20 protein-coding genes and 5 pseudogenes are annotated in these 24,890 nt (G+C 56.6%); 16 read left to right on the top strand and 9 right to left on the bottom strand.

What is annotated here, in order from left to right:
• Positions 1-11: 11 nt before the first annotated feature.
• From P5W98_RS18635 to P5W98_RS18615, 5 genes and pseudogenes are all read left to right on the top strand, one after another.
• Entirely contained in the window at positions 12-986 is a 975-nt protein-coding gene (locus P5W98_RS18635; protein ID WP_421026578.1) for a WD40/YVTN/BNR-like repeat-containing protein, read from the top strand.
• A 171-nt stretch (positions 987-1,157) separates the two neighbouring features.
• Positions 1,158-1,454 carry a DUF4148 domain-containing protein gene (locus P5W98_RS18630; RefSeq protein ID WP_421042705.1) on the top strand — a complete coding sequence of 99 codons (297 nt, stop codon included), beginning with the start codon at positions 1,158-1,160 and terminating at the stop codon, positions 1,452-1,454.
• Positions 1,455-1,462: 8 nt separating this feature from the next.
• Positions 1,463-1,611 (top strand): annotated as a pseudogene (locus P5W98_RS18625) (electron transfer flavoprotein subunit beta/FixA family protein); the annotation flags it as partial.
• A 114-nt stretch (positions 1,612-1,725) separates the two neighbouring features.
• Positions 1,726-3,348: a methyl-accepting chemotaxis protein gene (locus P5W98_RS18620; RefSeq protein WP_421026579.1), complete on the top strand. Its 1,623-nt coding sequence runs from the start codon at positions 1,726-1,728 to the stop codon at positions 3,346-3,348.
• Between the two features lie 393 nt (positions 3,349-3,741).
• Positions 3,742-4,243: pseudogene (locus P5W98_RS18615) on the top strand (transposase); the annotation flags it as partial.
• A 246-nt stretch (positions 4,244-4,489) separates the two neighbouring features.
• Here the strand turns inward: P5W98_RS18615 and P5W98_RS18610 are convergent.
• Entirely contained in the window at positions 4,490-5,116 is a 627-nt protein-coding gene (locus P5W98_RS18610; RefSeq protein WP_421026580.1) for a TetR/AcrR family transcriptional regulator, read from the bottom strand.
• An 862-nt stretch (positions 5,117-5,978) separates the two neighbouring features.
• On the opposite strand from P5W98_RS18610, the gene P5W98_RS18605 reads away from it, so the two are divergent.
• The 8 genes and pseudogenes from P5W98_RS18605 to P5W98_RS18570 all read left to right on the top strand — a co-directional run.
• Positions 5,979-6,836 (top strand): NAD(P)-dependent oxidoreductase, encoded by an 858-nt coding sequence (locus P5W98_RS18605; RefSeq protein ID WP_421026581.1) that lies wholly within the window; start codon positions 5,979-5,981, stop codon positions 6,834-6,836.
• A 21-nt stretch (positions 6,837-6,857) separates the two neighbouring features.
• Positions 6,858-7,736: a phytanoyl-CoA dioxygenase family protein gene (locus tag P5W98_RS18600; protein ID WP_421026582.1), complete on the top strand. Its 879-nt coding sequence runs from the start codon at positions 6,858-6,860 to the stop codon at positions 7,734-7,736.
• Positions 7,737-7,967: 231 nt separating this feature from the next.
• On the top strand, positions 7,968-8,186 hold the full coding sequence (locus P5W98_RS18595; protein WP_421026583.1) for a hypothetical protein: 219 nt from the start codon (positions 7,968-7,970) through the stop codon (positions 8,184-8,186).
• A gap of 117 nt (positions 8,187-8,303) precedes the next feature.
• Positions 8,304-9,458, top strand: coding sequence for an MFS transporter (locus P5W98_RS18590; RefSeq protein ID WP_421026584.1), 1,155 nt, complete (start codon positions 8,304-8,306; stop codon positions 9,456-9,458).
• A gap of 125 nt (positions 9,459-9,583) precedes the next feature.
• The gene (locus P5W98_RS18585; protein WP_421026585.1) at positions 9,584-10,273 is read left to right on the top strand and encodes a hypothetical protein; all 690 of its coding nucleotides are present in this window, start codon (positions 9,584-9,586) and stop codon (positions 10,271-10,273) included.
• 51 nt (positions 10,274-10,324) lie between these two features.
• On the top strand, positions 10,325-10,621 hold the full coding sequence (locus P5W98_RS18580; RefSeq protein WP_421026586.1) for an EthD family reductase: 297 nt from the start codon (positions 10,325-10,327) through the stop codon (positions 10,619-10,621).
• Positions 10,622-11,443: 822 nt separating this feature from the next.
• Positions 11,444-12,001 (top strand): annotated as a pseudogene (locus tag P5W98_RS18575) (transposase); the annotation flags it as partial.
• A gap of 125 nt (positions 12,002-12,126) precedes the next feature.
• Positions 12,127-12,281 (top strand): annotated as a pseudogene (locus tag P5W98_RS18570) (IS3-like element ISBcen22 family transposase); the annotation flags it as partial.
• 26 nt (positions 12,282-12,307) lie between these two features.
• Here the strand turns inward: P5W98_RS18570 and P5W98_RS18565 are convergent.
• The 4 genes from P5W98_RS18565 to P5W98_RS18550 form a co-directional block, all read right to left on the bottom strand.
• The gene (locus P5W98_RS18565) at positions 12,308-13,576 is read right to left on the bottom strand and encodes an aminotransferase class III-fold pyridoxal phosphate-dependent enzyme (protein ID WP_421026587.1); all 1,269 of its coding nucleotides are present in this window, start codon (positions 13,574-13,576) and stop codon (positions 12,308-12,310) included.
• A gap of 168 nt (positions 13,577-13,744) precedes the next feature.
• Positions 13,745-13,915 carry a hypothetical protein gene (locus P5W98_RS18560; RefSeq protein ID WP_421026588.1) on the bottom strand — a complete coding sequence of 57 codons (171 nt, stop codon included), beginning with the start codon at positions 13,913-13,915 and terminating at the stop codon, positions 13,745-13,747.
• A gap of 32 nt (positions 13,916-13,947) precedes the next feature.
• Entirely contained in the window at positions 13,948-14,823 is an 876-nt protein-coding gene (locus P5W98_RS18555) for a phytanoyl-CoA dioxygenase family protein (RefSeq protein WP_434718531.1), read from the bottom strand.
• Between the two features lie 730 nt (positions 14,824-15,553).
• Positions 15,554-15,901 carry a hypothetical protein gene (locus tag P5W98_RS18550; protein WP_421026590.1) on the bottom strand — a complete coding sequence of 116 codons (348 nt, stop codon included), beginning with the start codon at positions 15,899-15,901 and terminating at the stop codon, positions 15,554-15,556.
• A gap of 392 nt (positions 15,902-16,293) precedes the next feature.
• Between P5W98_RS18550 and P5W98_RS18545 the strand changes: the two genes are divergently transcribed.
• Positions 16,294-16,977 (top strand): TetR/AcrR family transcriptional regulator, encoded by a 684-nt coding sequence (locus P5W98_RS18545; RefSeq protein ID WP_421026591.1) that lies wholly within the window; start codon positions 16,294-16,296, stop codon positions 16,975-16,977.
• 105 nt (positions 16,978-17,082) lie between these two features.
• Here P5W98_RS18545 and P5W98_RS18540 read toward each other — a convergent pair.
• A pseudogene (locus P5W98_RS18540) lies at positions 17,083-17,445 on the bottom strand (SDR family NAD(P)-dependent oxidoreductase); the annotation flags it as partial.
• A 271-nt stretch (positions 17,446-17,716) separates the two neighbouring features.
• The gene (locus P5W98_RS18535) at positions 17,717-20,905 is read right to left on the bottom strand and encodes a bifunctional cytochrome P450/NADPH--P450 reductase (protein ID WP_421026592.1); all 3,189 of its coding nucleotides are present in this window, start codon (positions 20,903-20,905) and stop codon (positions 17,717-17,719) included.
• Positions 20,906-21,073: 168 nt separating this feature from the next.
• Here P5W98_RS18535 and P5W98_RS18530 point away from each other — a divergent pair, with 168 nt between their 5' ends.
• Positions 21,074-21,631, top strand: coding sequence for a TetR/AcrR family transcriptional regulator (locus P5W98_RS18530; RefSeq protein WP_421026593.1), 558 nt, complete (start codon positions 21,074-21,076; stop codon positions 21,629-21,631).
• Positions 21,632-21,972: 341 nt separating this feature from the next.
• Here the strand turns inward: P5W98_RS18530 and P5W98_RS18525 are convergent, their stop codons facing one another.
• On the bottom strand, positions 21,973-23,316 hold the full coding sequence (locus P5W98_RS18525; protein ID WP_421026594.1) for a TetR/AcrR family transcriptional regulator: 1,344 nt from the start codon (positions 23,314-23,316) through the stop codon (positions 21,973-21,975).
• 755 nt (positions 23,317-24,071) lie between these two features.
• Here P5W98_RS18525 and P5W98_RS18520 point away from each other — a divergent pair.
• Complete coding sequence (locus tag P5W98_RS18520) at positions 24,072-24,263, top strand: hypothetical protein (protein ID WP_421026595.1); 192 nt, start codon at positions 24,072-24,074, stop codon at positions 24,261-24,263.
• Positions 24,264-24,425: 162 nt separating this feature from the next.
• Here the strand turns inward: P5W98_RS18520 and P5W98_RS18515 are convergent, their stop codons facing one another.
• Positions 24,426-24,809, bottom strand: coding sequence for a TolC family protein (locus P5W98_RS18515; protein ID WP_421026596.1), 384 nt, complete (start codon positions 24,807-24,809; stop codon positions 24,426-24,428).
• Positions 24,810-24,890 lie beyond the last annotated feature (81 nt).

The following is a 24,890-nucleotide window of genomic DNA, read 5'->3' as shown; positions in this document are numbered from 1 at the left end:
GAGACGAAATCATGATCAAGACGTTTGTTGCCTGCGCGGCGTTGTGCGCGAGTGCGGCGGCCTTCGCACAGCCGCAGGGTGGAGTAGCGGACTGGGCAGCCAAACCCGCGCATGCGTGGAGCGCCCCGGCGCACATGATGCTCATGGACGCGGCGCGCGCCGGTTCGCGCATTGTCGCGGTGGGTGAGCACGGTGTCATAGTCATTTCGGATAACGAGGGAAAGACATGGAGCCAAGCGCGTGAGGTGCCGGTCTCGGCAACGCTGTCGGCTGTCACTTTCACGGACGCGCAGCACGGCTGGGCTGTTGGCCAGTGGGGCGTGATTCTCGCGACTGACGATGGTGGCGAGACGTGGCAAAAGCAGCGCATGGATATTTCGGTGGATCAGCCACTGTTCTCCGTGTTCTTCACCAACACGCAAAACGGTATGGCAGTGGGTCTGTGGTCGCTGATGCTCGCCACGCACGACGGCGGCAAGACGTGGACGAAGGTGACGGTGCCCAAGCCTCCGGGCAGCGGCCGGGCAGACCGCAACCTGTATCACATTTTTGCGGACAAACAGGGCGCGCTCTACATCGATTCGGAGCAAGGGATGGTGCTCAAGTCGCCGGATGGCGGCGCGAACTGGAGCTATCAGGCTACGGGCGGCAAAGGCACGCTATGGACCGGTGTAGCGCTCTCCGACGGGCGAATCGTCGTGGGCGGACTGCTCGGCAGCCTGTACCAGAGCAGCGACGGCGGGGCAACGTGGACGGCGCTGAACGCTGGCACGAAGAGTTCGATCACCGATCTTGTGGCGACTAAAAGCGGACTGATGGGCGTCGGACTTGATGGCCTTGTGTTCCGGCAACGCGAGGGCAGCACGTCGTTCGAGGTCCATCAGCGCGAAGATCGCGCGACGCTCACGGCCGCGCTGTTCAATCGCACTGGCAAGCCGGTGTTGTTTTCTCAGGATGGGGTGCTCGACACTCCCGGAGCGAAGTGATAGCGCATTACGTGGGGGGCGACCGAACTAGCAGATTTATGCAATAGGAGTGCGACATGAATGCTGATGCCATCGTGGGCCGGGCTCGCAACTCTGCTGATTTCCGTCGCGGTTGCGGCTAAGGCGCACGCCGGTGATTAGCTTCCCCCGGAGCAGTCGATTCAGCATTCCGTGCAGGTATCGAGTGCAGGGCCGGTCGACACGGGCGCACAGACTGAAACGGCTCGCGCGGACGTGCGCCGGGCTGCGAGCGTCGGCCCGGCGCCGGGCAAGACTCGGGCGCAAGTTCGTGCCGAGCTCCTGCAGGCCGGAGAGGAGGGAATGCTTCTGCAGCGCTGGGGTGACTATCCTCCCAGTGCCGCGGCACGGGCGCGCAATCGGGGGAATTATTTGCTTCTGGAACAGGTGTGGAAGGAAGAAGGGATCACTCCGGCGACGAGCGCAGGCAGATCAAGCGTATTTAACTAGGAATGCAGATAAAATTGCTGGTGGCGACGAAGCGAGTTGTGGGTGGGAAATCGAAGGTCGGTGCGTAGGGGATGGCACGGGTGTTGTTATCGCCAACGTGAAGATATCGATGAACGAGTGCAATGAAATTGCTGTCGAGCAAGCGATGCCTTTGAAGTCGGGAGCTCTTCCACAATTCTTCACTGGTTCTCTATCTTGTCATCCAACATCAAACGTTTACCCCTCGCTTTCGGATGAAAGGTTTGGTTAGCGAGTCTTAACGGGGGCCGAAGTGAAAAATATTGCTACGAGCATCAAGTTGAAGGTCGCGTTTGGCTCGAGCATCTGTGTGATTCTTCTCTCCGCGATCGGGTTGTTCGGGCTCTATGGGCTTTACACGCTGAATGCGAATCTGAACAACGCCTTCTCGGGGCATGTGGTGCCGATCAATGAGCTATCGGAAGTGCGCGCAGCGCAATCGGATCTCACGCTTCAAATCGCTCGGATCGAAATGTTCGCTGAGCCTGCTGTCACGCGCGATGCCATTGAAGCGATTCGTGCCGATCAGGCGCGTATCGACGAAGCATGGAATAGCTACTACGGAAAGGGAATCCGTAGTAGCAGGGAGCGAGATCTTGCTATAAAGATCCGGGATTTGCTTACGCAATTTACGCATGTCACGGACGACGCCATCGACGCTTTGAACACCGGCAACGATGACGTCGCTATTCCCATCATCAAAAAACTCGTTCCGATCGGAACGCAGTTGACGGGCGTATTAGCGGAGGACGCCGCGCTGCATCTCGCACGGGCCAGGCAGTTCGTGGTGGATAGTGGGTCGACCTATCAAAGCGTTTTATGGATCGCGATCGCGCTGGTGGTTCTCGGCATTGCATTGACAGCCGGCGTTTCGATCTATCTGACGCGCGCGATTTCGCAGCCGCTCGGCAAGGCCTTATCTGTGGCGAATCGAATTGCCGACGGCAACCTCGAGAATGAAATCTCGACGCAGGCACGCGACGAATTCGGCGATTTGCTCGAAGCGCTGAATCGGATGGGGCACCAATTGAGTGACACGGTGCGCGGCATCAAGGACATCGCTGAATCGGTGGCCGTGGCATCGCGCGAAATCGCCATCGGCAATTCGGATTTGTCGGCCCGAACCGAGAAGCAGGCCACATCGCTCGAGGAAACCGCGACGAGCTTGACGCAATTGACGGAGACGGTAAAGCACAATGCCGATAGCGCGCGAGAGGCCAACGTGCTGGCCACTCGTTCCACGAGCATGGCCGATGCAGGTAACGAGGCGGTGCGACACATGGTCGGCACGATCGAGGAAATCAGCGGGAGTTCGAACAAGATTACCGACATCACGACCGTCATCGAAGGCATCGCATTTCAGACGAACATCCTTGCACTGAATGCTGCAGTCGAGGCGGCGCGCGCCGGCGAACAAGGCCGCGGGTTTGCCGTGGTCGCGAGCGAAGTTCGCAGTCTGGCTCAGCGTTCCGCCGCCGCCGCGAAGGAAATCAAGGAATTGATCGCCTCGTCAGTGGCGATGATTCAAAACGGCGCGAAGCAGGCGACGCAGGCGCGGGAAACGATAGGCGAGGTCAAACTCGCGATTGAGCAAGTTTCGTCGATCGTCGGTGAAATTGCGCAGGCCTCGGAAGAGCAGACGCGCGGCATCGAACAAGTCAATCAAGCGATTGTTCAGATGGATGAGGTGACGCAACAGAACGCCGTATTGGTGGAACAGTCCGCACAAGAGGCGCAGGCCCTCAAAGAGCAGGCGCGGGTGTTGAACGATGCGGTATCGGTCTTCAAACTCGCGAATGCGCTAGCCAAACCGAGGGTGGACGGCCACGCGAAGGCTGACCTGCTCACCGGATCGCTATCATCATTTCGAACATGAGGTCGATGTTCGGCGACTGCGCCTGCGGGCCGAACATCAAGCTCGCGACACTGTTGGTTTGCGCTCCGATCAGCGTTCCCGTGGGAGGTATTCGCGCGCCGTAGCGAACGCGTCGATATCGCGTACGCGGTTGACCTGGATCGCCCGATAGGTGGACTTGGGGTCATCGCCTCAACCACGCCAGAGCGTGTCCGGAATCTGAGCGGGGGTGAAACTATCAGCGACGCGATTTTGGAAGTGGGCATGATGTCCGTAAGCGCTCAATTCGCCACACCTTGATGGCTCGCGTTGTTACCGGGTAACGGAAGCCGGGGTATGCGTGTTCGGCATTTTACTTTGATATGCTAACTAAATATATTACCCGAAAGCGAGGGGGTAAACGTTTGATGTTGGATGACAAGACAGAGAACCAGTAAAGAATTGTGGAAGACGCTTGAGCCGTCGCTGCCAGAGCGGTCATGCTCGGCAAAAAGCGGACGTCCCTGGATAGATGACCATTTCAGCATTCAATGGCATTTGTTCGTGCTGCACACAGGAATTCCATGGGAGGAACTGTGATGGAAATGGACTTCGGCAGTGGCATGAAGTGCTAGGGTCGGCTGCGTGACTGGCAGAACGCGGCGTGTGGGAGTCCCTGCATCTGGCGTTGCTAACGCGATTGCGTGGATGCGATGCCGTTGACTGGAGCCGTGCGAGCATCGATGGCGCAAGCTTGGCCAGCCCCGGGGGCGAACAGCCGGGGACGAACCCGACCAATTGGGGCAAACTCGGCAGCAAGCGCCATATCGCAGTAGACCGGCCGGGTATCACGCTGGTACTCATGGTCACAGGCACCGACCGGCGCGACTCGAAAGTGTTTGAGGCGGTGCTTAACGCGATTCCAGCGGTGCCGGGTCGCGGTTTTGTAGAACAGTTATGTTAGCGACTCGAAGCGCTGAGTAGCGTTCTGAGCGCCGCCTGTCGCGGTTGGGCACGAGTAATAGTCCCTCAGGGCGTCTGTGAGCAGATGCTTGCAGGTGGGGCGGCGCATGGCAGGAAGTCGCAGACGTGATACGCCGAGAGCGACACGGATATTATGAAGAGACGCTGCGGACGTTGCCGCAGTGAGGTTCAGTGCCTCGGAGTAGGCGGCAGCAGCTTGCTACTTCCGCACTAACTTGCGGGTGCTCTTGACGGTAGGGTTAGAGGCCGAAAGTGCCGACGCATAGGAGACCAACATCCTGCTGGCATGGTCGACATCAGCGGCCAGACGTTTTGGATCTTGCTGGGCAAACCATGAGAAAAGCAGCCCGTCGACCAGAATAATGATCAGCCGCGCGATGGCATCCAGGGCCTTGGCATCCGCACGCGGCTCGGCAGCGGCCAGGTTGGTGCGGGTACCTTCCAGGGCTAAACGAAAGGCACCAATGGCCATATCGGGCTGATGTCTGAGCGCCCACGTAAACAATTCTGACTGGGTCTTCGCGTAAGTCGGGTTTGCCGCGAACCAGGCCATTACCGCGCGCAGGTTGTAGTCCGCAAGATCGGACAGGGTGCCGTGTTCCGGAGCGTCTGGGCTATCCGAGCGGATCGAATCGATCAACGTTTCATAGACAGCCAGCAATAGCTCGTCCTTTGAATGAAAAACGTAGTGCAGGGAAGCTAGCGGACAGCCCGCGGCCTCGGCGATGCGACGGGTCGTGGCCCCCTTCACACCGTGTTCTGCAATAACCGCGACTGTGGCCGCTACGAGGTCCTGGCGGCGGACTTCAGCCCGTACTCTCAGCATAGGCTAGAGCTCCGTTTCATGTCTTAGTTTAAAGGGGGTACCCGGGCAGGGTAATCGAATGCCCCGATATTAACATGACGATGGACGGCATTTCGTAATCAACGGCATGGCATTGGCCTGCAGGTATGTTGCGACGCTATGGCGGCGAGAGAAATGCAGTTGGCAGGAGTTTGCCAGGAATGTCCGCGGAGTTCCGCGCCGAGTACGGGAACTGGTCGGCGGGTAACAATGCAACCGGTCGGAACCATTTCATCCCGGCGCCAAAACTGCGGCCACCGATGCGTCGCTGTACCTGAGCAAACGCCACGGAGTCGACGCGAAGTGGCAGCATGCTTCGCGAACCACGGGCGGATTCATTCATAGGTCATCGGGCCGGCACATCGAACAGTTTCCGTTTGTCACGCATCGGCCAGGTTCCCGTTTTGATGTTCTTTCCCCAGACGGAGCACAGATGCGACGACTTGGCGTGGGAGCGTGAAAGGGCGGTCATGCGCCCCTTGAAATTGGTGCAGTTGCCTTGGTTTTGGAGCCCTCATCATAGGGCTAATGGAAACCCCGTATTCCATCTGTGTTTTTGAGGCATAAACTCTGGGCTGCGGGCACATGGTCAATTGATCAAGTTTGTTGGCTTGCACCACTACTTGACCTTTGAGCATCAGTTGGTGCAGTTGATTCCCCGCTACCGGGCGCGCGTCCCACTACAGGAGGACGCGTTAGCCGCAATGCAGGGGGAAGACGAATACGTGGAACCGGTTGGCATGGCCTTTGCTTTATTGTCAATTGACCAAGTCATATGATTTATTCGAGCCAGGCATGATGATGGATATCTCCAGGTAACGTGGTCAACGATAAGGGTACGCGAATGAAAAAAGCAATTGCTGTCTTGGGATTAGGGGCTATGGGGTCTGCCATTGCCGCCTGCCTGATTGAAGATGGTGCGGAAGTCGTCGTCTGGAACAGAAAACCGGAAAAGGCGCAACGCATGCAGGAGTTGGGAGCCAGAACTGCCGATAGCGCCACGGCAGCCTGTGGTCAGGCGGACGTAGTCATCGTGGTTACTGCGACGCCGATTGATCTCGCAGCGGATTTCAAGGAATTGGGCGAGCGCCTGAAAGGAAAAACAGTTGTAAATCTTGCTACGGGGCGCCCATCCGAGGTCCAGGCGCTGGATCAAATCGTGAGTGGTGTTGGAGCAAAATTTGTCAACGGGACAATTCAGTGCTTCCCACCCGATATCGGCACCGAGAATGCAGTGATCCTGTTTGGTGCCGATGAGAAGATCTGGCGCGATGCTGAACCCATTCTTCGGAAAATCGCACCGCAATCCACGTACATCAGTGCAAGATCCGACGTTCCGAATGTGCTCGATATTGGGCTAACAGGGACATTCGTTTTTGGTGCTGGCGCAGCTTTCCTGGAGGGACTCCGGTTCGTAGTGAACTCAGGCGTTTCAGTCGACGAACTACGTGACCTAATTCCGACCTATATCGCAGGCCAGAGCAAATTCATCGAAGGTTTGTTCGAGTCAGTTGCAGCTTCAGATTATCAGGCTGGGGGCGCTGACCTACGCGTCTATGCCCGGGCTACCGGGATTTTCCAGCAGGCGCAGGAAGATATCGGGCAACCGCCGCGAATTCTGAAGGCGCTACGCGAGCGAATTCTGTCGTCCATCGAACTGGGTGGTGGTGACCGAGGATTCGCTGCATTATTTAACCATTAACAACTCTTTTGAGGAGTCGTCATGTCATTGCAGCGCCTTTCAATTAACAGTACTCCTGATGACCTTGTGGAAGCAGTCAGGCAGGATGGTGGCGCAATCGTCAAAAATTTTCTCGGCGCTGACCTGCTCGCGCGTATCAGAAGTACGCTTTTTGACATGCTTGAGTCGGCTCCTAACGGAGTAGATGAGTATTTCTCGGGTACGCAGACGCGGCGAATGTCGCGTCTCTTCGCGCGTACTGACTGGATGGCCGAGGTCGCTTTGCATCCGCTCTATCTGGGCGCGGCGCGCGGTATTCTGCAAACACCGATCAAGATCTGGAGCGGTGAGAACCAGATCGACGTAGCTCCGGATATTCAGGTGGGTGTTACGCAAGCCATTCAGATCCGACCGGGTCAAGGTCTTCAGCCCTTGCATCGTGACGACTCCGTGTGGCTTTGGCGCCACCCAAGCTATGGGCGTGAAGCCAGGTTTCAGGTCATGGTTGCGGTATCTGATTTTACAGAGGAAAACGGAGCCACCGTTGTCATCCCGGGTAGCCACAAGTGGGATGACGAGCGCATGCCCAGGCAAGAGGAAGCCATCCCCGCAGTGATGGCTGCGGGCGACGCTCTTTTCTTCATTGGCTCCACCTATCACGGTGGCGGGAAGAACACTAGCGATGCACCGAGAACCGGTCTGACGATGTCTTATGATTTGGCGATCCTTCGACAGGAAGAGAATCAATACCTCACGTTGCCCATTGAACGAGTGAAGAGTTTCCCGGAAGAGTTGCAGCGATTGCTCGGTTGGACGTACGGAACCACGTTTGCAGGCTTTGTTGAGCGTGATGGACAAATGTCGGATCCGAATGAACTGTTGAAAATGAAGGATTTTCTCGAGGTCGGACATTTCGATTAACGGACGCCGTAGGTGGTGGGGTATTAGCCTGTTTTTCAGGTGACAATTGGGAGCTCACCACCTAAAGGCATCGTGCTCGATTGGGACCATTTCTGGAGTCGGTCGACAGGCGCGCGTCTGTGCTGAGAAAGTGGGGTGGTCAGTATTGCAGGCCACCAGGTAAGCCTTAAGTGTACGGCGCTCGCTAGCCGGGGTCGACTGTCGGTCCTGCACGTCGCTACGATTGATGGCGTGATTGCACCACAGGCAATCTCGGGTTACGGGGCCGCACTGGAAGGAGAATGGAAGGGTGGGATGCGCATTCTGAACATACGTGTCCATGGGGTGGCTATTCCACGCCAGCATTCGATGCGTATCATCTATTCCCATGTCGGTTTCGATATTGACTGGTTGAGAATTACAAAATCCACCGATATTTCGGCTGGCGATGGGCGGGCAAGTTTGGTATGACGATTTTTCGATCGGTTGAAGAATTCTTCGAAACAATGCAGGTACGGATGCAGGCAAGAGGGCGATTTGTACGCCTCGACGCGATCTCGCATTCGTGTAAGCGACAAGGAGTAGATCGTGAATTATGAAATTAAGGGAATCCGAAAAATTGCTCTGCTTTATACGGGGGCGGTAGTCTGGACGCCAACCTACTTGCTTCCATTCAACATTGAAGAGTCAATGGCGCGGTTCCAGCTTTCCGAAAGTTGTGCTGGGTGGCTTGCCTCCGCTGTACTTCTCTGTCTTGCCCTTTCCATCATCATTTCGGGGCGGCGCTTGGCGACGCTGAACAAGAGATCGGGTGCGGTTATTGCTGCTGCGATTGCTATTGCGTCAACGTGCGCAATGTTTTCAAATAACTTTTATATCTTTGCTGCTGCAAAATTAATTTTTGGAATCGCTTTGGGTGTCAGCTGTGTTTGCGCGTACGGGGTAATTGCACATGTTAAACATCCCGAGAAAGTTACGGCTCAGGTAGCACAATCTATGGCCATAATATTTTCCTTCGCGATGTATATCGTGCCAATCGTAAATGCGAAGATTGGCAATATCGGAGTGGATGTAGTTCAACTCGGAATTCTCGCGATAGCGCTATTTATCGGTGCATTTATGCATCCGGCCATCAATGCAAACGAGCAAGGTGTCGCGAGGGAAGCCATCAAGTCCCATGCGGTCCGAGGGATTCTGGCGAGCGCATTTCTCCTCTACGTTTCGCAGACGGCCCTCTTCGGTTTCGCCGCAGAGATTGCCGCAACTCGGGGCGTTGAAGCAGACCAACTCGGCATTCTGTTCATGGTAAATGCTGCCGCCCAATTGCCAGTGGGGATAGTGGTCGCCTGGCTAGGTGATCGTTTTGGTTTGTTCAAGCCGATCGCTTTTGGACTCGTCCTGCTGATCGGATGTAGCTTGGGAATGTATTGCGTGGGCGGCAAGTGGGCATTTCTCGTGTCAACCGCCCTCATCAGTGCAGGCGCAACATTGGTTGGCCCCTATATGTTTGCGTCACTCGCTCACATGGATTCTAGCGGGAGAAGCACTGCGACCTGCGCGTCAGCAATCAATCTTGGCTTGGCGGTCGGTCCTGCAATTGCGGGCACAGTGTTCAGTGTGGCTGGTTTGCACGCGGTCGGCTGGCTTTCCGTCGGGTTGCTTATTGTGCCGATCTTTCTGAGCAGCGTTGCGATCCGACAGTTCAGTCGACGCATTCCCGCGCAGCTATCGCTTGACGCGTAAGGCAAAGTACGAACCCAACATATATCGGCATCGCCATCTCGCGTCGAGATGGCGATGAAAAAATTGGCGCCAACGTGGGCAAGCGTAATAGTTAATAAAATCCTTCATGGTTATTAGAATTTGTCATGGAATTGAAATTCCATCTTTTTTGCCTTGCTGATCTTGCGCTGATAGCGACTTCCCTTGTCTATGGCGTGAAGTTTCTCAAGAAACGCAACTGCCTCCTCGGGCTTGAGTGGGTGATTACGACGTTCTCGGCGACGAATTTAATGATCAATGCCTTAACCGGAAGGCACGTCTTCTATAGTATTTCACTCTTTTGCGATGCATTTTCCAGAGGCTTCGGTGTACCAGTTATCACCGTCGTGGGCATGATGGCCGTTACGCATCGCTATAAGCCATCGATTTTCGCTGATGTCGTGTATATGGTGGGCGCACTGGCGGGAACCGTTGTGGTGTGGACAGCAGGTTTCATGGTTGAACCTAAGCCGTATTTCTATCTGGTGACGTGGTCCTTGTTCTCGGTTTACCTCGTCTACGTTGTCGAGAGGTTGCTGAGCGTTGGAGAGAAGCGTAACGCTGTGGGCGTGATCTTGGCGCTGATATCCACGCAGGTTATTGCGAGCACCTATGACTTCTACCATATACCTGGCGACGACGATCACATGATTTTTTATATATTCGCGCTGCTTTCATGGTCTTACATGTCCGTTTCATTGTATTACAGTTATTGTGCGTTGGAGCGCGCGCGGGAAGAGGAAAAGAACCTAAATCGAGGTTATACCCTTGGCAGCCTGGAACAAAATCCGTGGTGATTGTCCTGCCACCGCCGAAATATCCTAGTGTTTTCATACAGAAGAATAGATATGGCTACTTTAATCGTGAGCTATCCCGCTGTAGAGGGTTTGGCATTTGATCGCGAGTACTATCTTGGGACCCATGTCCCGCTCGTACGAGCCGTGTGGGGCGAGTTTGACCTGCATTCAGCGGAGGTTCTGTTTCCGGCGTCAGGTCCACAGCCCTTTGCATGCGTAACGGTACTGCGTTTCAACGATCAGGCAGGAATCGATGCCGCCCTCTCTTCTGCGAGAACAGGCGATGTGGTCGGCGATGTGCCGAACTTCACCAATGTCCAACCGACGATCTTCCGTGCAGGAAACTGACTTATGCGGCTCGATTTTGTTGTGCTGAAATGAGTGCGACTTGCGCTTTGCGGAGTTCCGAAGGCGCCGTTCGTCGCGTGCATCAACGCAGCGGACCCGGCTCCGGCGAACCCCACCGTCCACTCGCGGATGCACAGGAGGAGCCATCGCCTTTCTGATCCCTTCGAACGAGGTCGATGATCTGGACCGGTCTGGCAAGCGCTGGATTCAGCGTAGCCGGAAGGTGCTCGTCGAGCAGATGCTTGCGGACTGGTACACCGATTCGGCACCGTGACCGCGCAACCGGGCCATCAAGATGTTCCGGGAGTGGTGCGCAATCCGCATTCACTCCATCGTACTGAATTCCCCCACCTGTGGGTATTACAAAATCCCCCAACTGGAGACACGCGGAGCATGATGCTCGCGCGGTCTGGCAGGACGTTACCTTGCACCCCTCGAATGAAGAAGATGGGGGTGTTGGAGTGAATGTCTTGAAGCCGCATCTTCAAACAACCATCGCCACGCTCATCGCCGCGGACAAACGTCAGCGGGAGATTGCCTGGATTACGGGAATTGATCGGAGGGCGACCCATAAGTAGCCACCCCTGAACAATTCGTTTTGCTCCTCGGCGGCATCACGCAACCGATCGCGCAACTATCCGACCGTTGAGCAAGACGGCAAGAATCAGCGCGTAAAAAGCCTCAGCTTTCGAAGGATCATCCGCACGTCGTGGACGGCGCCACACAGCACGGCATGTATCGCAGTTAGAGTCCGAGGTAAAAAAGCCGCTGCTTTGCATCGAGCGCTCGGCCGAACTGCGCGGGCGTCAGATAAGCGCGCGCCGCTACCTGTTCGTGATCGACGGTTCCAGGGCGCTGGGTTCTGCGATCGGGGAACTCTTTGGCGAGCGTGCCCACGTGCAGCGCTGCCGCACGCACAAACTGCGCAACGTCCTCGAGCACGCCAGCCCAAAGAATGCATCTCGTAAACCGCATTGATCATGAAGGCGGCCTACGAGCTGCCGGCTAGGGACGGCATGGCCAAACTCAAGACGCACGCGGCGTGGCTGCAGTCCGACTACCCGGATACCTCGGCATCGCTGCTTGAGGGGCTGGAGGAGACGTTCACGGTGAATGAGCTGGGCCCTGACGCCAGCGTTCATGCGCGCGCTGTCCACGACCAACATCATCGGGAATCCGAACTGTGCCGTACTCCGTGTCGCAGGCCATGTGGCGTGCTATCGCGATGCCGACATGGCGCTGTACTGGGCGGCAGCCGGGTTCATGGCGGCCGAGAAGAACTTCCACAAGATCCTCGGCGCGAGCGAGCTGTGGATATTCGCAGCGGGGCTGAAGCGTCCGCCCTCAACGAACATTGACCAGGATCGAACGGTTGCCTAATCTATGCCGCACCCGCTGTCCCAACCTTCAACTGTCTGTGGGACATCGCCGGGGGGGGAGGTCAGCGGGGCAATAAGCCGGACTTGATGGTCGAAGCCACTTAGCGTGCGTGCCGTGAAATGCGCGAGTGCTTGAACTTGCACTGGCTCAAGTCATTGGATTGGCAGCGGAAAAACGCGAGATCGAGGTGTGCCGGAACTACCATGAGGCCCGGCTCCAACCGACGCGCAGGGTTTTGACGCCGGGCAAATTCGCCCGGCAATACAGCCTTCGGCCGTAGGCTGAGGGTTCTTGAAACATCTGGCACTAACGCTGCACGGTGTCCAGGATATCCAGGCGGTTCAATGCAACCGACTTCTGTTTGATTGTGCCAAACGCCGCTTCGGTCGCCTCGAGCGTACGCGCGATGTCTTCGTCAGTGTGGCTCGCCGTGAAGAACATGTTGTGCCACGGGTGGAGGTAGGCGCCATTCTTGATGACTTCCGAAGTCCACGCCCGGCCACGCGACACGAGCTCGTCGTCACCGGCGAATAGCATCTGGGGCATGACGCTCGGCCCGGTCTGCTTGAGTTCGAAACCATGCCGCTCGGCTTGTTCGGCGATGCCGGCGCGCAGCTTGTCCGCCAACCGCTTGGTGTGCTCGAGGTAGTCAGTTTCTCGTACCAGGCGCAGCGTTTCGATGGCCGTGGCCATCGGCACAGCCGAGAGCCAGTAGGAGCCCGTGACGAAAATATTCGTCGCAGCCTCTCGTGCCTTATCCGAACCGAGAACCGCAGCGATCGCGTAGCCGCCGCCAATGGCCTTGCCCCAGCAGCTGAGGTCCGGGTGCACGCCCCAGTCCGACCATGAACAGTCGCGCGACAGGCGCAGCCCCGTACGGACCTCATCGACGACCAGAAGCGCTTCCTGCTCATCCGCGAGGCGACGGCATTCCTTGGCGTATTCGATCGACGGGAAAAATTGATCGTAGAGCACTTCGTGCCGGAACGGCGTTGCGTAGATGGCCGCTACGTCACCATCGACGCTCTTGACAGCGGCATTGAGACTCTCGATATCGTTGTACTCGAAGTAGACGACGTGAGCCCGGTCTTCCTTGGTAATCCCCGTCGTATAGGGCACGTTCCACGGGGAGGCACCATGGTACGTGCCTCGCGCAACAAGGATCTTGCGCTTTTCGCGATAGGCGCGCGAGATCACCATGGCCATTGACGTGGCATCTGACCCATTCTTGCAGAACATCGCCCAATCGGCATGGCTTACCTGTTGCGTGAGTGCCTCGGCAAGCTGAACCATCACCTCGCTGGGGCCCGTCGCCGTGTCGATCTTCTGCAACTGGAGGGCCGCCGCTTGCTCGATCTGCTCGTTGCCGTAGCCGAACAGATTCGTGCCGTAACCACACACGTAGTCGATGTACTTGTTGCCGTCGACGTCCCAGAGGTGGGTACCTTTCGCTTTGGCAAAGTACAGCGGAAAATCTTCAGTCAAGTACTTGACGCTCTGGTGACCATACATGCCGCCAGGGATGACCTTTTCGGCTCTTGCGAACCACTCGTCCTTCTTCGCCAACCTGTCCATGCTCGACTCCTTGTGAAAATTCGTTTGTACAACATCGGACTTGCATTCTATTATTTTGACTAAGTCAAATGACTATGTGTTCAAATGCCCCAATCTGAGGAATGCACCCTTTAAAATCCCCCCGCGTCGTGCCGACACACCGTCTAGCCTGGCGCCACGAACGCTGCATCATTGCGTCGCACGCTTGAATGGCGGTTTTCGTCTGCCGTTCAAGTCGCTGCACAGATCGTCGACCACGATCTTTGCCCCCAACCGGGCAAGCAACAGCGCATGCTCGCGACTGAGACCGGCACCGGCACCGCTCACGGTCGCAACGCGATTCGTCAGGTCGATCTTCATGGGTTTCTCGCTGGTGGTGAGTTTGTCGTGGCTCAGAGACCGAGGTGCGTTGCGATATCGTCGTAGTCGACTTGCCACAGGCCCGGCGTGCCAGCGGGATATTGCGAGCGGAAGCCGATGATTCGCTGAACGCGTTTCGACAGGCCTCTTACGGTGTCCATGTCCACGATGAAGGGATACGCTTCCTCCGGAGTCAGATAGGACGGTTGCATCGGCAGCGTGAGCCCGCGTCGGCGCTCGTTCTTCGTCACATTCGCGCCGCCACCGTGGATCACTTTTCCGCTGAACAGCAAAGCGTCGCCGGCATCCATCTCGGCGGCAATGGTCATTTCGGGCGTGCCCTTGCTGTCGAAGTAGTCCTCGTCCCAGTTTTGGCTCCCCGGGATAATTCGGGTGGCACGGTTTTCCTCGGTGAAGCGCGTCAGGGCAATCATGAGGTTGGTAAACACCGTGGGACCCTTGACTCCGAGAGCACAAAGGGGCGGAAAATTGCCGACATCGCGATGCAGCATTTGCGCTGTGTTGCCGGGGCCGATGTCGATGACCTGCGCGGTCGAAAGCCACCAATCGCCGGACTCTTCACGGTAGAGCACCTCGCCGAGCTCATGAAAGAGTTCGTCGTCCAGCACGTTTCCAAAAGTCTTGCTGTGCGTGACCATGTTCGTGAGGCGCTTGGTATACGTGCCGTGGAATTCCTTGATCAGTTCGTTTTCGTGCGACGACCCTTCGCGAAGCCGCTCGAGCGGACCATCGACCTCGCGATTGATGTTCGCGACCTGCTCCGGGGTCAGACAATCCTTGATCCGGACTCCGCCGTATTGATTCATGAGCGACACGATCTCTTGTGCGCTGGTCTGCTTGGGGACGGTGGGAAGGGAGTCCTGAATGTTCGGAATATTTGCGTTCATGTTTGCCTCAAAGTTGCGTAGACGGTTAAATCAGAAGCGGCATCGCTTTCTGATTTGGGTGGTAATCCAGACATCAAGTTGACTTAGTGACTTGGTCGTTTGACTTGTTTTCGTTGGCATTGTGTCATGCGGTCCTTTTACGTTAGTCGATGGAACACGCGCAACTTTCCTGTCGCGACCTCCGAGCGATTCATGACATGGTTCCGGACGCGGCAGACATAGAGCCCCTCGCCGAGGTTTCTGGTGAGATGGCATACTCACGAAGAGTAGGGTCATTTGACCAAGTCGCATGATCGGACGTTAACATGGCGTTTTTTGATGGTCGATCATGGTTAACCCTTCGCTTTCAGAATGGTGTCGTCATTGGAAGGGGTGACGTGGACGAGAAATATGTGATCACCCCACTGAACCGCGGGGCAAGGCGTGGAGCGGGGGCGCTCCCCCGTACAACTGCGGCATGCGTTTCGACTTTGAAAGGCAGATCCTGATGGAGGCTTGGCTGCTCAGAAAGCGACTACGATGCCTGCGGAGATGTAGAGCGAGTTGTCGCCGTTTCGGTTGCTCTCTATGCGACCGGACGTGATGCGACGACAGTTCGTCCAGAGCAGGGCGCTGAATTCTCGGACCAGGGTTGGCATATTGCCGGGACGGCAGCCATCGCGTTGCGGAGTCGTGCGAAGTTCAGGTTTTATAGGAATCCGGATGTTTTGATAGGTCGAGGTCTGAAGTTTCATGCGGCTGAAGAGCCATGCTCCCACGCCACCGCAACGCCGCGCTGAACGCCGAGCCAGAGTATGGATCGATCTCTGTCATCGTAGCGACGGGCATCCGTGACGCCTGGCGAGACCGACGCAGAGATTGCGTCGCCGCGATTGTCTGCCACCGTCATGTGCGTGGCGGTTGCTTCAGCGTCGTGCGATTGCAGCGGTGCGCCGGAGCGACCCGATACCGTATCGACGGTGTTCGCGATGTCTTTCTCTGCGGTGTTCGCCGCCAGCGATTCGACGCTGATGTCCGCTTTCGCATCTTGAGCGTCAACGGTGCCGCGTGCAGGCTCGTGAACGGATTCCGCAGCCACGCTCCGCGACACTTTCAGGCGCACAAATCCAGGTCGAACGACCCTAAATTCGGCTTTCAGCGGAAAGATGGCGCGCCCGGAACGCAGATCCGTGATTCACCACCCGGATGCGGACCATCGGAACCGCCCCGGCGACGGCATGCCAGCCCACCGAGCCATGATCCTCGAAACCGTCAGACGCGTTAAACCTGGACGTCAAGCTGGCAACGCGGTCTCGCTGTTCACCTTCGTTACGGCACGAGTTGCCGACCTCGGTTCAAGTCGAATTGAAACGGCGTTCGGCATTGAAGGGCAGTCAAGCAGCCGCTTGCCAGGATGAGGTCACGTGACCGACAATACAACATTACAAACGGAAGCATGACGTTTGCCGCTCAACTCAGGAAGCTAACCCCATGGCCGTGAAACCGATGACAGACGAAAGTGGCTCGAAAAATGGTCGCCGGGACGCGTCTTTGGAGCCGCCAACCGGCGATACGACGCGTACGTTGACGGGCCGCGGGCGCAACGCCGTTGCGCGAATTCTTGCGAGCGCCATAGAGATTTTTGCGGCGGAAGGTTACGGCGGGCTCAGCATGCGAAAGGTCGCAGCCAGTGCGGGACTGTCGCTATCGAATCTGCAGCACTACTTCCCCACACGCGAAGACCTCTTTGTGGCGCTCATTACTGAGGCCACCGCGGAGTATTCGAGAAACTACGACAACATTCTTCGCACCGACGCGTCGCTCACCCCCGCGCAACGGCTGGAGAAGCTTGTCCGCCTGCTCATCGAAGACGGCAAACAACCACGCATCCAAGGTCTCTTTGTCAATTTTTGGGCGCTCGCCCAAATGCAGGAATTCGCGCGCAAGAGCATGGAAGACGCGTATCTGTTCCAGCGCCGCATGATCAGCGGATTCGTCGCGGCCGTGAACCCGCAGTTGTCGCCGAGCGTACTGGCGCGCCGCGCCGCGCTCATAACGGGGCAAATCGAGGGGCTGCTCGTGTTGATTCCTCAGCGCAACCGCTTCCCGTCGGATATCAAAGGTATCGAGGATGAAGCCGTGAAGGCGATCCTCACAGTCGCCACAATGCCCTGAGAGTTGCCCCTTAAACTACTGCGCCTGCAGTCGATGTTCAGCGCGCTTTCGACAACGTCGTTCCGCTCGGGGCGATAGCCTCGCATTGAACCCATCAGGCTGGCCCTCTTCGCCGACAAGTACCGCGACCGCGGGGCTGACGGACGCGGGCGACAGTGCTTCGAGGACGTCGGTAGACATCAGTCCATCGAGCATGCGTGTACAGGCCGTCGGAGCAAGGCAGTTCACGCGAATGTTGTATTGCTCGCCCTCGATCGCCAGTGTCTGCATCAGGCCCACCAGCGCCATCTTCGCGGCACTGTAGTTCGATTGCCCGAAATTGCCGTACAGCCCCGACGAGGACGTTGTCATCGCGATGTGGCCGTACTGCCGTTCCCGCATGCTTTCCCATACGGCCTTGGTGCAGTTGACCGCTCCCATCAGGTGAACTTCGATCACCGCGCGAAAGTCGTCGAGCGTCATCTTACTTCCTCGGTGAAGCGCGTAAGGGCAATCATGAAATTTGTAAGCACCCTGGGACCCCTGACCCCGAGCGCGCAAAGGGGAGGAAAGTTACCGACATCGCGATGAAGCATTTGTGCTGCGTTGCCGGGGCCAATGTCGATTACCTGCGCGGTCGTCAGCCACCAATTTCTGTAACGACTCTAGAAAAATGAGTACGTTGCAGCGGCAACTCGACGATCTAAAGATTTATACAGCCCCGCCACGCCAGGCGGAGGCTGCACAAATCGTGCCGCCGTCATGCAAAGACATCAGCTACATATCTGCCTTGCTCCCTCTCCATCGTGTCTATCCACGCGCTAGCGTTTTCGTCGTTCTCGCCAGTTGTATCCTGATAGATGCGGCCTAGTGTGGCACGCACGGCAGGCGCCATATTCTTCCCATCCCCGCATACATAAACTGTGGCCCCCTGTGCGAATAGTGCTGAGATTTTTTCTCGTTCAAGCCAAACTTTGTCTTGAACAAAGCGAGCACCCTGCTCTGGGCGGTTGGAATAAGCCGGCATCACTTCAACCACGCCGCAGTTTGCCCATTCGTCGAGTTCGTCGCGATAGAGAAAGTCAACGTCAGGGTCATCAATTCCAAAGAAAAGTAGCGACGGGCCAACGTTTTCTCCCCGTTGTTTTTGTAACGCGCGCTCTTGCAGAAAGCCGCGGAACGGCGCGATACCGGAGCCAGCGCAGATCATGATCATAGGAAGATTCACTTCGGCTGGTGGCCGAAAGCGCGCATTTGATGGCCTGACTGCAACAGACAAGCTGTCACCCGCGTTGAGGCGAGCAAGATATGAAGACGCCACCCCTTCATAGCGGCCATTGCCGGAGAGCGCCGGCGCATCGACCACTGCTACCGTCAGCGTGACATGATCCGCTTTCCAAAGCGGGGACGACGAGATCGAGTACTGACGTGCTTTTAGCGCCGGCAGCATATCGAGGAACTTTTCGAACGACAAATCGACGGATCCGAAGCGTTCGAGCAGATCCATGACGGTCGTGCGCTTTCCCAGAATCTCATTTTCGAATTCGTCCGTGCTCAGGAGCTCAAGCTCCATTTTTTCCGGTGGACAGCGGGTCGCGGCGGCCAAACTGGATACCTGCGATCGAGTGGCCGGAATGGCGAGTTCGACATAGCTCGAAAACAGTTCACCGCAACCCATTGCTTGACCGAGCGGAAGACGCGGATTACTCGAGGTTCCCTCGATGACCACCTGGGTGTCCCAACTCACGCGAAACCGGCGTAAGACCCGATCGACGCTGCTTTTGGCGTTGCGGGGCAGAACCGCCAGATAATCCCCCGACCGATAGGTCATCGTCTCCGGAAGCTTTAATTCGATGTGTATTTTGGAGCGGCTGCCGGACGCGCGGAGATCTACTAGTTCCCGGTTGTCGATGACCGATCCGTGCGCCATGTCACCAAAATTCAGTAATTTTTCACGGGCATTCTGAACGAAACGGACCTTCAGTGCAGCATCGTCATGTTGCACAACAGGGACTTCCTTCCCTGCGCTAATCGCAAAGCGATTCCACAGTTCGGCATACCATCGGTCAAACTCGCCAAAGAAGTCTCCACCGGAGTCCAGCTCACCTCTGACGTGAACTCTCTTGGCACCTGCTATTTCGAGGGCCTCGTCGACTCGCTTCGGGATTGCCTGATATGTGCGTGCCCATTGTTTATTGCCGCATCCAAGCACCGCAAAACTAACACCGTCCAGCGCACCCTCGCTCATTGCTTCGACATACGGGACAAATAATTTTGCATTGTCTGGCGGCTGTCCTTCATAGGAGGCGGTTACGACTACAACTGCAGAATGTCCCTCGAGTTTCTCTGCGAAGTCGTCAAGAGGAGCGCATTTGGCATGAAATCCGTGGCGATTTGCGTCCCCTGCTATGCGTCGGGCAAACGATTCGGAGGAACCTGTGTTCCCGCCGAAGAGCACGAGCATATTCGGCGAGCCTTCCTCGGAGGTTGACTGAACCGACTCTGCGTCAGCGCTTTGAGCACTCACGGAGACGTGAGGGTTCTTGCTTGACGCCCTTTGCGCACCTCGTGCTCGTGGCCGCACGTTTACGCGGAAATCTGTTGGCTTCAGCGTAAGTGTCTCAGCAATCGCCAATTCGTAGTTCGGATCAGCGAAGGAGAAGTCGAAGCGTTGAAGCAGCATTATCAAAACGAGGTGGGCTTCCTGCATTGCAAAAGGCCGACCAATACATGCGCGCGCACCATTGCCAAAAGGCTTCCATGCATTCGGAGGAAGCTTCTCAGCGTTCTCGGGTGAAAATCGCTCGGGACGAAACGTCTCGACGTCCTCACCCCAGACGCTTACATCCCTGTGCAGCATGGGAGTCAGGATGAGAATAATGTCGTTTGGACGAACGGCGTATTTGCCTCCGAACGTGGTGTCTTCGAGCGGGGTCACCGCGAACGCAGGCGCCGTTGGCCAGATTCGCAACGTCTCCATGAGGATTTGTTCGATGTAGCGAAGTCGCGCGAGATGTTCGATCCGCGGTACCTCGTCACCAACAACTTCATCGACCATTTCCCGTGCTTTCCGCAGAATATCCGGATTTTTGAGGAGAAAGTAAGTGGCAAAAGACAGAAGTCCGCTTGTCGTTTCATGCCCGGCGATAAGAAACGTAATCATCTGAAAGACAATGTTTTCATCGTTGAGCTTCTCTCCTGTAACCGGATCAACGCCGTGCAGCATGCGGTCCAAGAGGTCCATCGCTTCATCGCTGCCGCGCGGATTTTTCCGCCTGTTTTCGATCATTTCGGTCGCGAGCGACCGCATGAGTTCGATGTCCGAGTCGAATTTGCGACCGCGATTGAGCATCAACTTCGAAACAAGTTTTGGCCGCAACTCGCGCTTTCCCGCTTCGCTGAGCGTATTCACCATGGCATCTACGAATGGATGCTGGCTTTCACGATAGAAGCTATTGAAACGACAATCAAACGCGCACAGGGCAATCGTATCAAGCGTTAGCCGAGTCATATGATCGGACACATCGACAGCCGTTTCCGGACCGAATCGTTCCCAATGGAGAAACATCTGGTCAGCGATGTCGACCATTTTGTCAAACATGGACCAAATACTGATCGGGCCGAACGCCTGCATCAGCACCCGATGCGCTTTTGCCCAGTTCGGTTCATCACTGTATGCTGTAAATAGCCCATCCCCGATAGCGGGCCTAAGTTCAAGCAGAGATTGGTGTACACATTTCTGAAATCTGCTTTCGTCGCACACTTCATTCACAAGTGCTTGTCCGCTGACAACGTAGTAACCTTGACCGAACACCTCGAACCAATAGACCGGTCCGTAAGTTCGTGCGAGGTCCATCATCTTTGCAAGCGGCGACGGCCCCAGGACTTCCATCAGATGACCGATGATGGGTTTCAGGGGCGGCTGAGGGGCGAGGGCGGAGGATTTCATTTCAATAGCCTTTCAGATGTCCGATGTACCAGTACGTTGTATCTCAGTCTATTGAACAAATGTAAAATAGATGCACTAACTTGTCTAGAGCTTTTTATGCCACCTGATGTAAGCCCTAATCCCGCGGATCCTCGCTTTCAACGCAGCTACGATTCCCTTGTCCGCGCCGTGACCGAACTGCTCGATGAGGCCCCCCTGAACAAATGCAGCATTGCTCAGTTGGTGCAGCGCGCTGGCGTCGCGCGCCCCACGTTCTATCAGCACTTTCCCGATCTGCAGGCGGCCGCTCAGCGGGCGGCGTTGGTGAGACTCGAAAATGCTTTCACATTCGTCGAGGAGCAAGGCACGCTGCTGAGCCCACCGAACGTCGCCTTCGTCGAATCAATGGAAATGGAAACTGCTCTGATTCTTGAGCATATGTGTGCCCATCAATCTTTCTATCTAACCGTATTTAACGACGCGGCTACATCGGCGTTTTTTGATGACCTGGTTACGTTCGTCGCGGGCCGCATCCTTCCGCCCTATGAAGGTGTTCGTACGGAAGCGGAGGAGGATTGCTTGACAGTGCTTGGCGGGGGATTGGTTTGGACGGTAGTGCACTGGCTTCGCCAGGGCACTATACGAGAGACCCCGGAGGTAATGGCGAAGCGAATTGCCAGGACTTCGGCGACAATTCTCGACGCTTTCGGTCTTACTCTCGGGTTCGCGCGGGTGGATTCAGAGTAGTGGCAGGAGAAGCGTGGGCAGCGGCTAAGTTACTCCACGTGCGCCACTCAAGTGCCGATCGAACGCTCATGGATGGCGTTCCGTGCGAACGAGTCGCGCGGGAACGTCATCTTTAGCAGCCAGCTTGCTTCGTGATGCAGATGAATTATAGATAGTCACTTTCTGGGTCACCGTCGCGATGAGCCAATATCATCAATTCATCCGTCTGAGCGGCAAACAGGGATGCACGCACCGGACATTCTTCGCTCATGGCCGATTGGCGTAGTCGCCGGCCGGCAAGTGACCTGCTCGCAATACACACGCGCCCTGGCCCATCGGTGTGGCCAGCGAATGCGCCGGCCCTACGCCGCACCTTTTGTGGCAGTTTTTCCGTGCGCAATGTGAATCGCCATGGTCCTCATCAGTTCGCGAACGCGGTCGATGCCCGGTGTTTGCTGCTGCACACCAAACATCAAGCTCGCTATGCCCTCCATCTGCGCTGCGAGAAGCGTTGCGCGAGCGAGGCATTCGCGCGCCGTAGCGGACGAGTCTAGCTCACGCACCAGATCGACATAAATCGCCCGATACGCCGAGTACATTCTTTTTACGAGATCACGCGTGATATCCGAGTGCTGAGCCAGCGCGAACATCTCGAACGAGAATCGACATACCTTCGGATCACAGGCTTCTTCAAACACGTCCTCAACGATTTCATGCAGACGCTCCAGTGCCGGTTTGCCGCTCGGCTTGCCCATCTCCGCATAGCGATCCAGATAGGCCTTCCCTAGCGCGCCAATTGTCGACCGGAGCAGGTCGTCATGTGTCGGGAAGTAGTTCTGGAGCGCTGATGGCAAGATTCCAAGTTCCCTGGCCACTCGCGCCTGGGTAAAGTTCGCATATCCTTCCGTGGCCAAAAGGGTCGCGGCGGTAGAGACGATTTCATTGATCTTTACCTCCCGACGCCGCCCCTGGAGCGTTGGCCGGTAGTAGGGGAGATCTTGTCCTGTCTGCCGCACGCTCAGTTCGAAGCGTCCGTGCTGCAAGTGCTCCTCAGACCCAAAGACACCGATGTGCACGCTGCCCCTGGTGCCTGCCTGATGATTGCGGGAACTGTGAAGGGGACTGTCGCTTTCCAGCGTCTGTGCCGACAAGCCAACAATCATCTTTACAGCTCGCTTTGTCATGCGAATGAATTCTGCATGGTCCTTCTCTGGATCTCCGCCGTGAGAAGCAAAGATCATCATTCCACTCGTCTGCGCGACCAGAACGGATGCACGCACCTGGCACTCTTCGCCAGTCAGAGTGGGGTGGATCTCTGATAGCAACTTCGCAAAGATGCCCCGATACGTGGCGTACATATTGTCAACCAGCGCCATGATGTATGGTTCGTGCCGGGAGAAAGCCCAGATTTCAAACAGGAACTTCGGGAGATCGGTTTCGGTGATGTCGTGAAAAATGCGCTCCACCAGTGCGGAGCAACGCCGCGCGGCGTTGACACCGGGCTGGTTTGCGATTGCCATATAGTCACTGACGATCTCGTGCATATATGCCTGCAGCGCGGCACGAAGCAATTCCTCTTTCGTTCGAAAGTAGTATTGAAGGTTTCCCAATGTAATTCCGACGCGACCCGCGACGCGGCGCGTCGTGAATCCGGCATACCCATCCTCCTGGAATGTCTGCCGGGCGGCAAGGATGATCTCCGTCATGCGCTGTCCCCGGTTTCGTCGCTCAACCGGCTTGGGATCAGGTCTTGTCTCTTCGAAACCACCCAAGGATTCTCGCTCTACCGGCTTCTGTTGCACGTCGCCCCTCCTCCCAGCAGTTTGCCTGGACCTGTTTCAAATTATAGGTCGCTTCGATGGTAGAAGGAAGCGTCATTGTGCTTTCATGGATCCAGTTTAGTCCCACAGTGCGCTCATGATCACCGCAGGCGCACGTGCTCATTTGCTCTCGAATATCGGGGGTTCAATCACTGAAAACGGCTTAAACCACGGCGGTTATAGCCGGGAACGGGGTTGCGGCAGTCGGTGTTTCCCCTGCTCTCGACGGGCTTGATTATAGGTCATATAGCGACTATTATTAGGTCAATAAGACGTAAATAATAGGTCTGATGTATGCAATCCTGATTCGAGGCTGGAGCCGCGATGGCGCCGTAGGTGAAGGAGTGGGAGATGGGTAGCGACGTAGCATCTTTGCGAAGTTTGATCGACAAATGGCTGGCCCCGACGTCGGCTTCGCCGATATCTTTGACCAGGATGAGTTACCCGAACGCGAGACCTGTGCGGTGCGTACGTGTGGAGTCTCTGCGCGCGTCGGGCGCACTCGCGATCTTCTTTTTCCGGCACGATGACGGATCGTGGCGTGTGTTTCCTCCCGCGTCGGAACGGCCTACGATGCGAGCCTCTCTGTAGGCGGATTGAGGAAGGCCTGTGCACTGATTGGCAATTGAAGGGAGGTTGTGATGGACCTGGAAAGGATTGCGAATGATTCGGGAATGCTGGTCGTGCTGGACGGGCGGATCGGCCGCGAAGAGTACAAGAGCGTGTATGGTTCCCTGGAGGCTCTTCAGCGCTTTGCCAACTGCGTTCGCGAGTTGGCTGTGAGTGAAACGTCCGCTGCCCGCATTGATCGGGCGCCTGAATGTTTGGTGTGACGACGCCAGTGAACCGCCTCGGGAATCGTGGCGGCTGGTTGGAGTACAAGAATATCGACACACGACTCACCGTTTACCTGGCTACAACATTCCGCCGCAGGTCAGAAGGTCCGTCGGTTCGTTTGGTCGAGATGTTTGGCATCAGGTGGAATATCTCCCGCATCAGATTTGCGGCGCCCCATCCCATCCCTCACCCAAAGCCTTGTTCAAGGCGATGTAGTCGGTCGTGACGCGCACTCGACTCTGAATCAGCGCGTCCCGCACCGCGAACTGCGCGCGGTCGGTGACGAGCACCTCGAGAAAGCCCGTCGACCCGGACCGATAGAGCGATTTCGCCATCGACAGCGCCTCGCCGTACGCATCGGCGGAATGCTGCAGACTCTGCACGCTTTCGGTTTCGCGCGCGAGCGCCACGCTGGCGTTTTCCACGTCCTGCATGGCACCGAGTACCGCAGAACGATATGCGATGAACGACTGTTCGCGCTGCGCGTCCGCGATCTCGACCGCTGCTTTCAACCTTCCGCCATCGAACAGCGGAATCGTCACGGAAGGCCCGATCGACCAGCCGATCGACGAATGGTGCGCGAGATCGCAACTGGGTGCCCGAGGTGCCGAGCGCACCGACGA

Source organism: Paraburkholderia sp. A1BS-2L (assembly GCF_051125205.1).
GTDB lineage: Bacteria > Pseudomonadota > Gammaproteobacteria > Burkholderiales > Burkholderiaceae > Paraburkholderia.
Note: the sequence above shows the minus strand (reverse complement) of the source record. Positions and strands in the feature narration are given on the sequence as shown.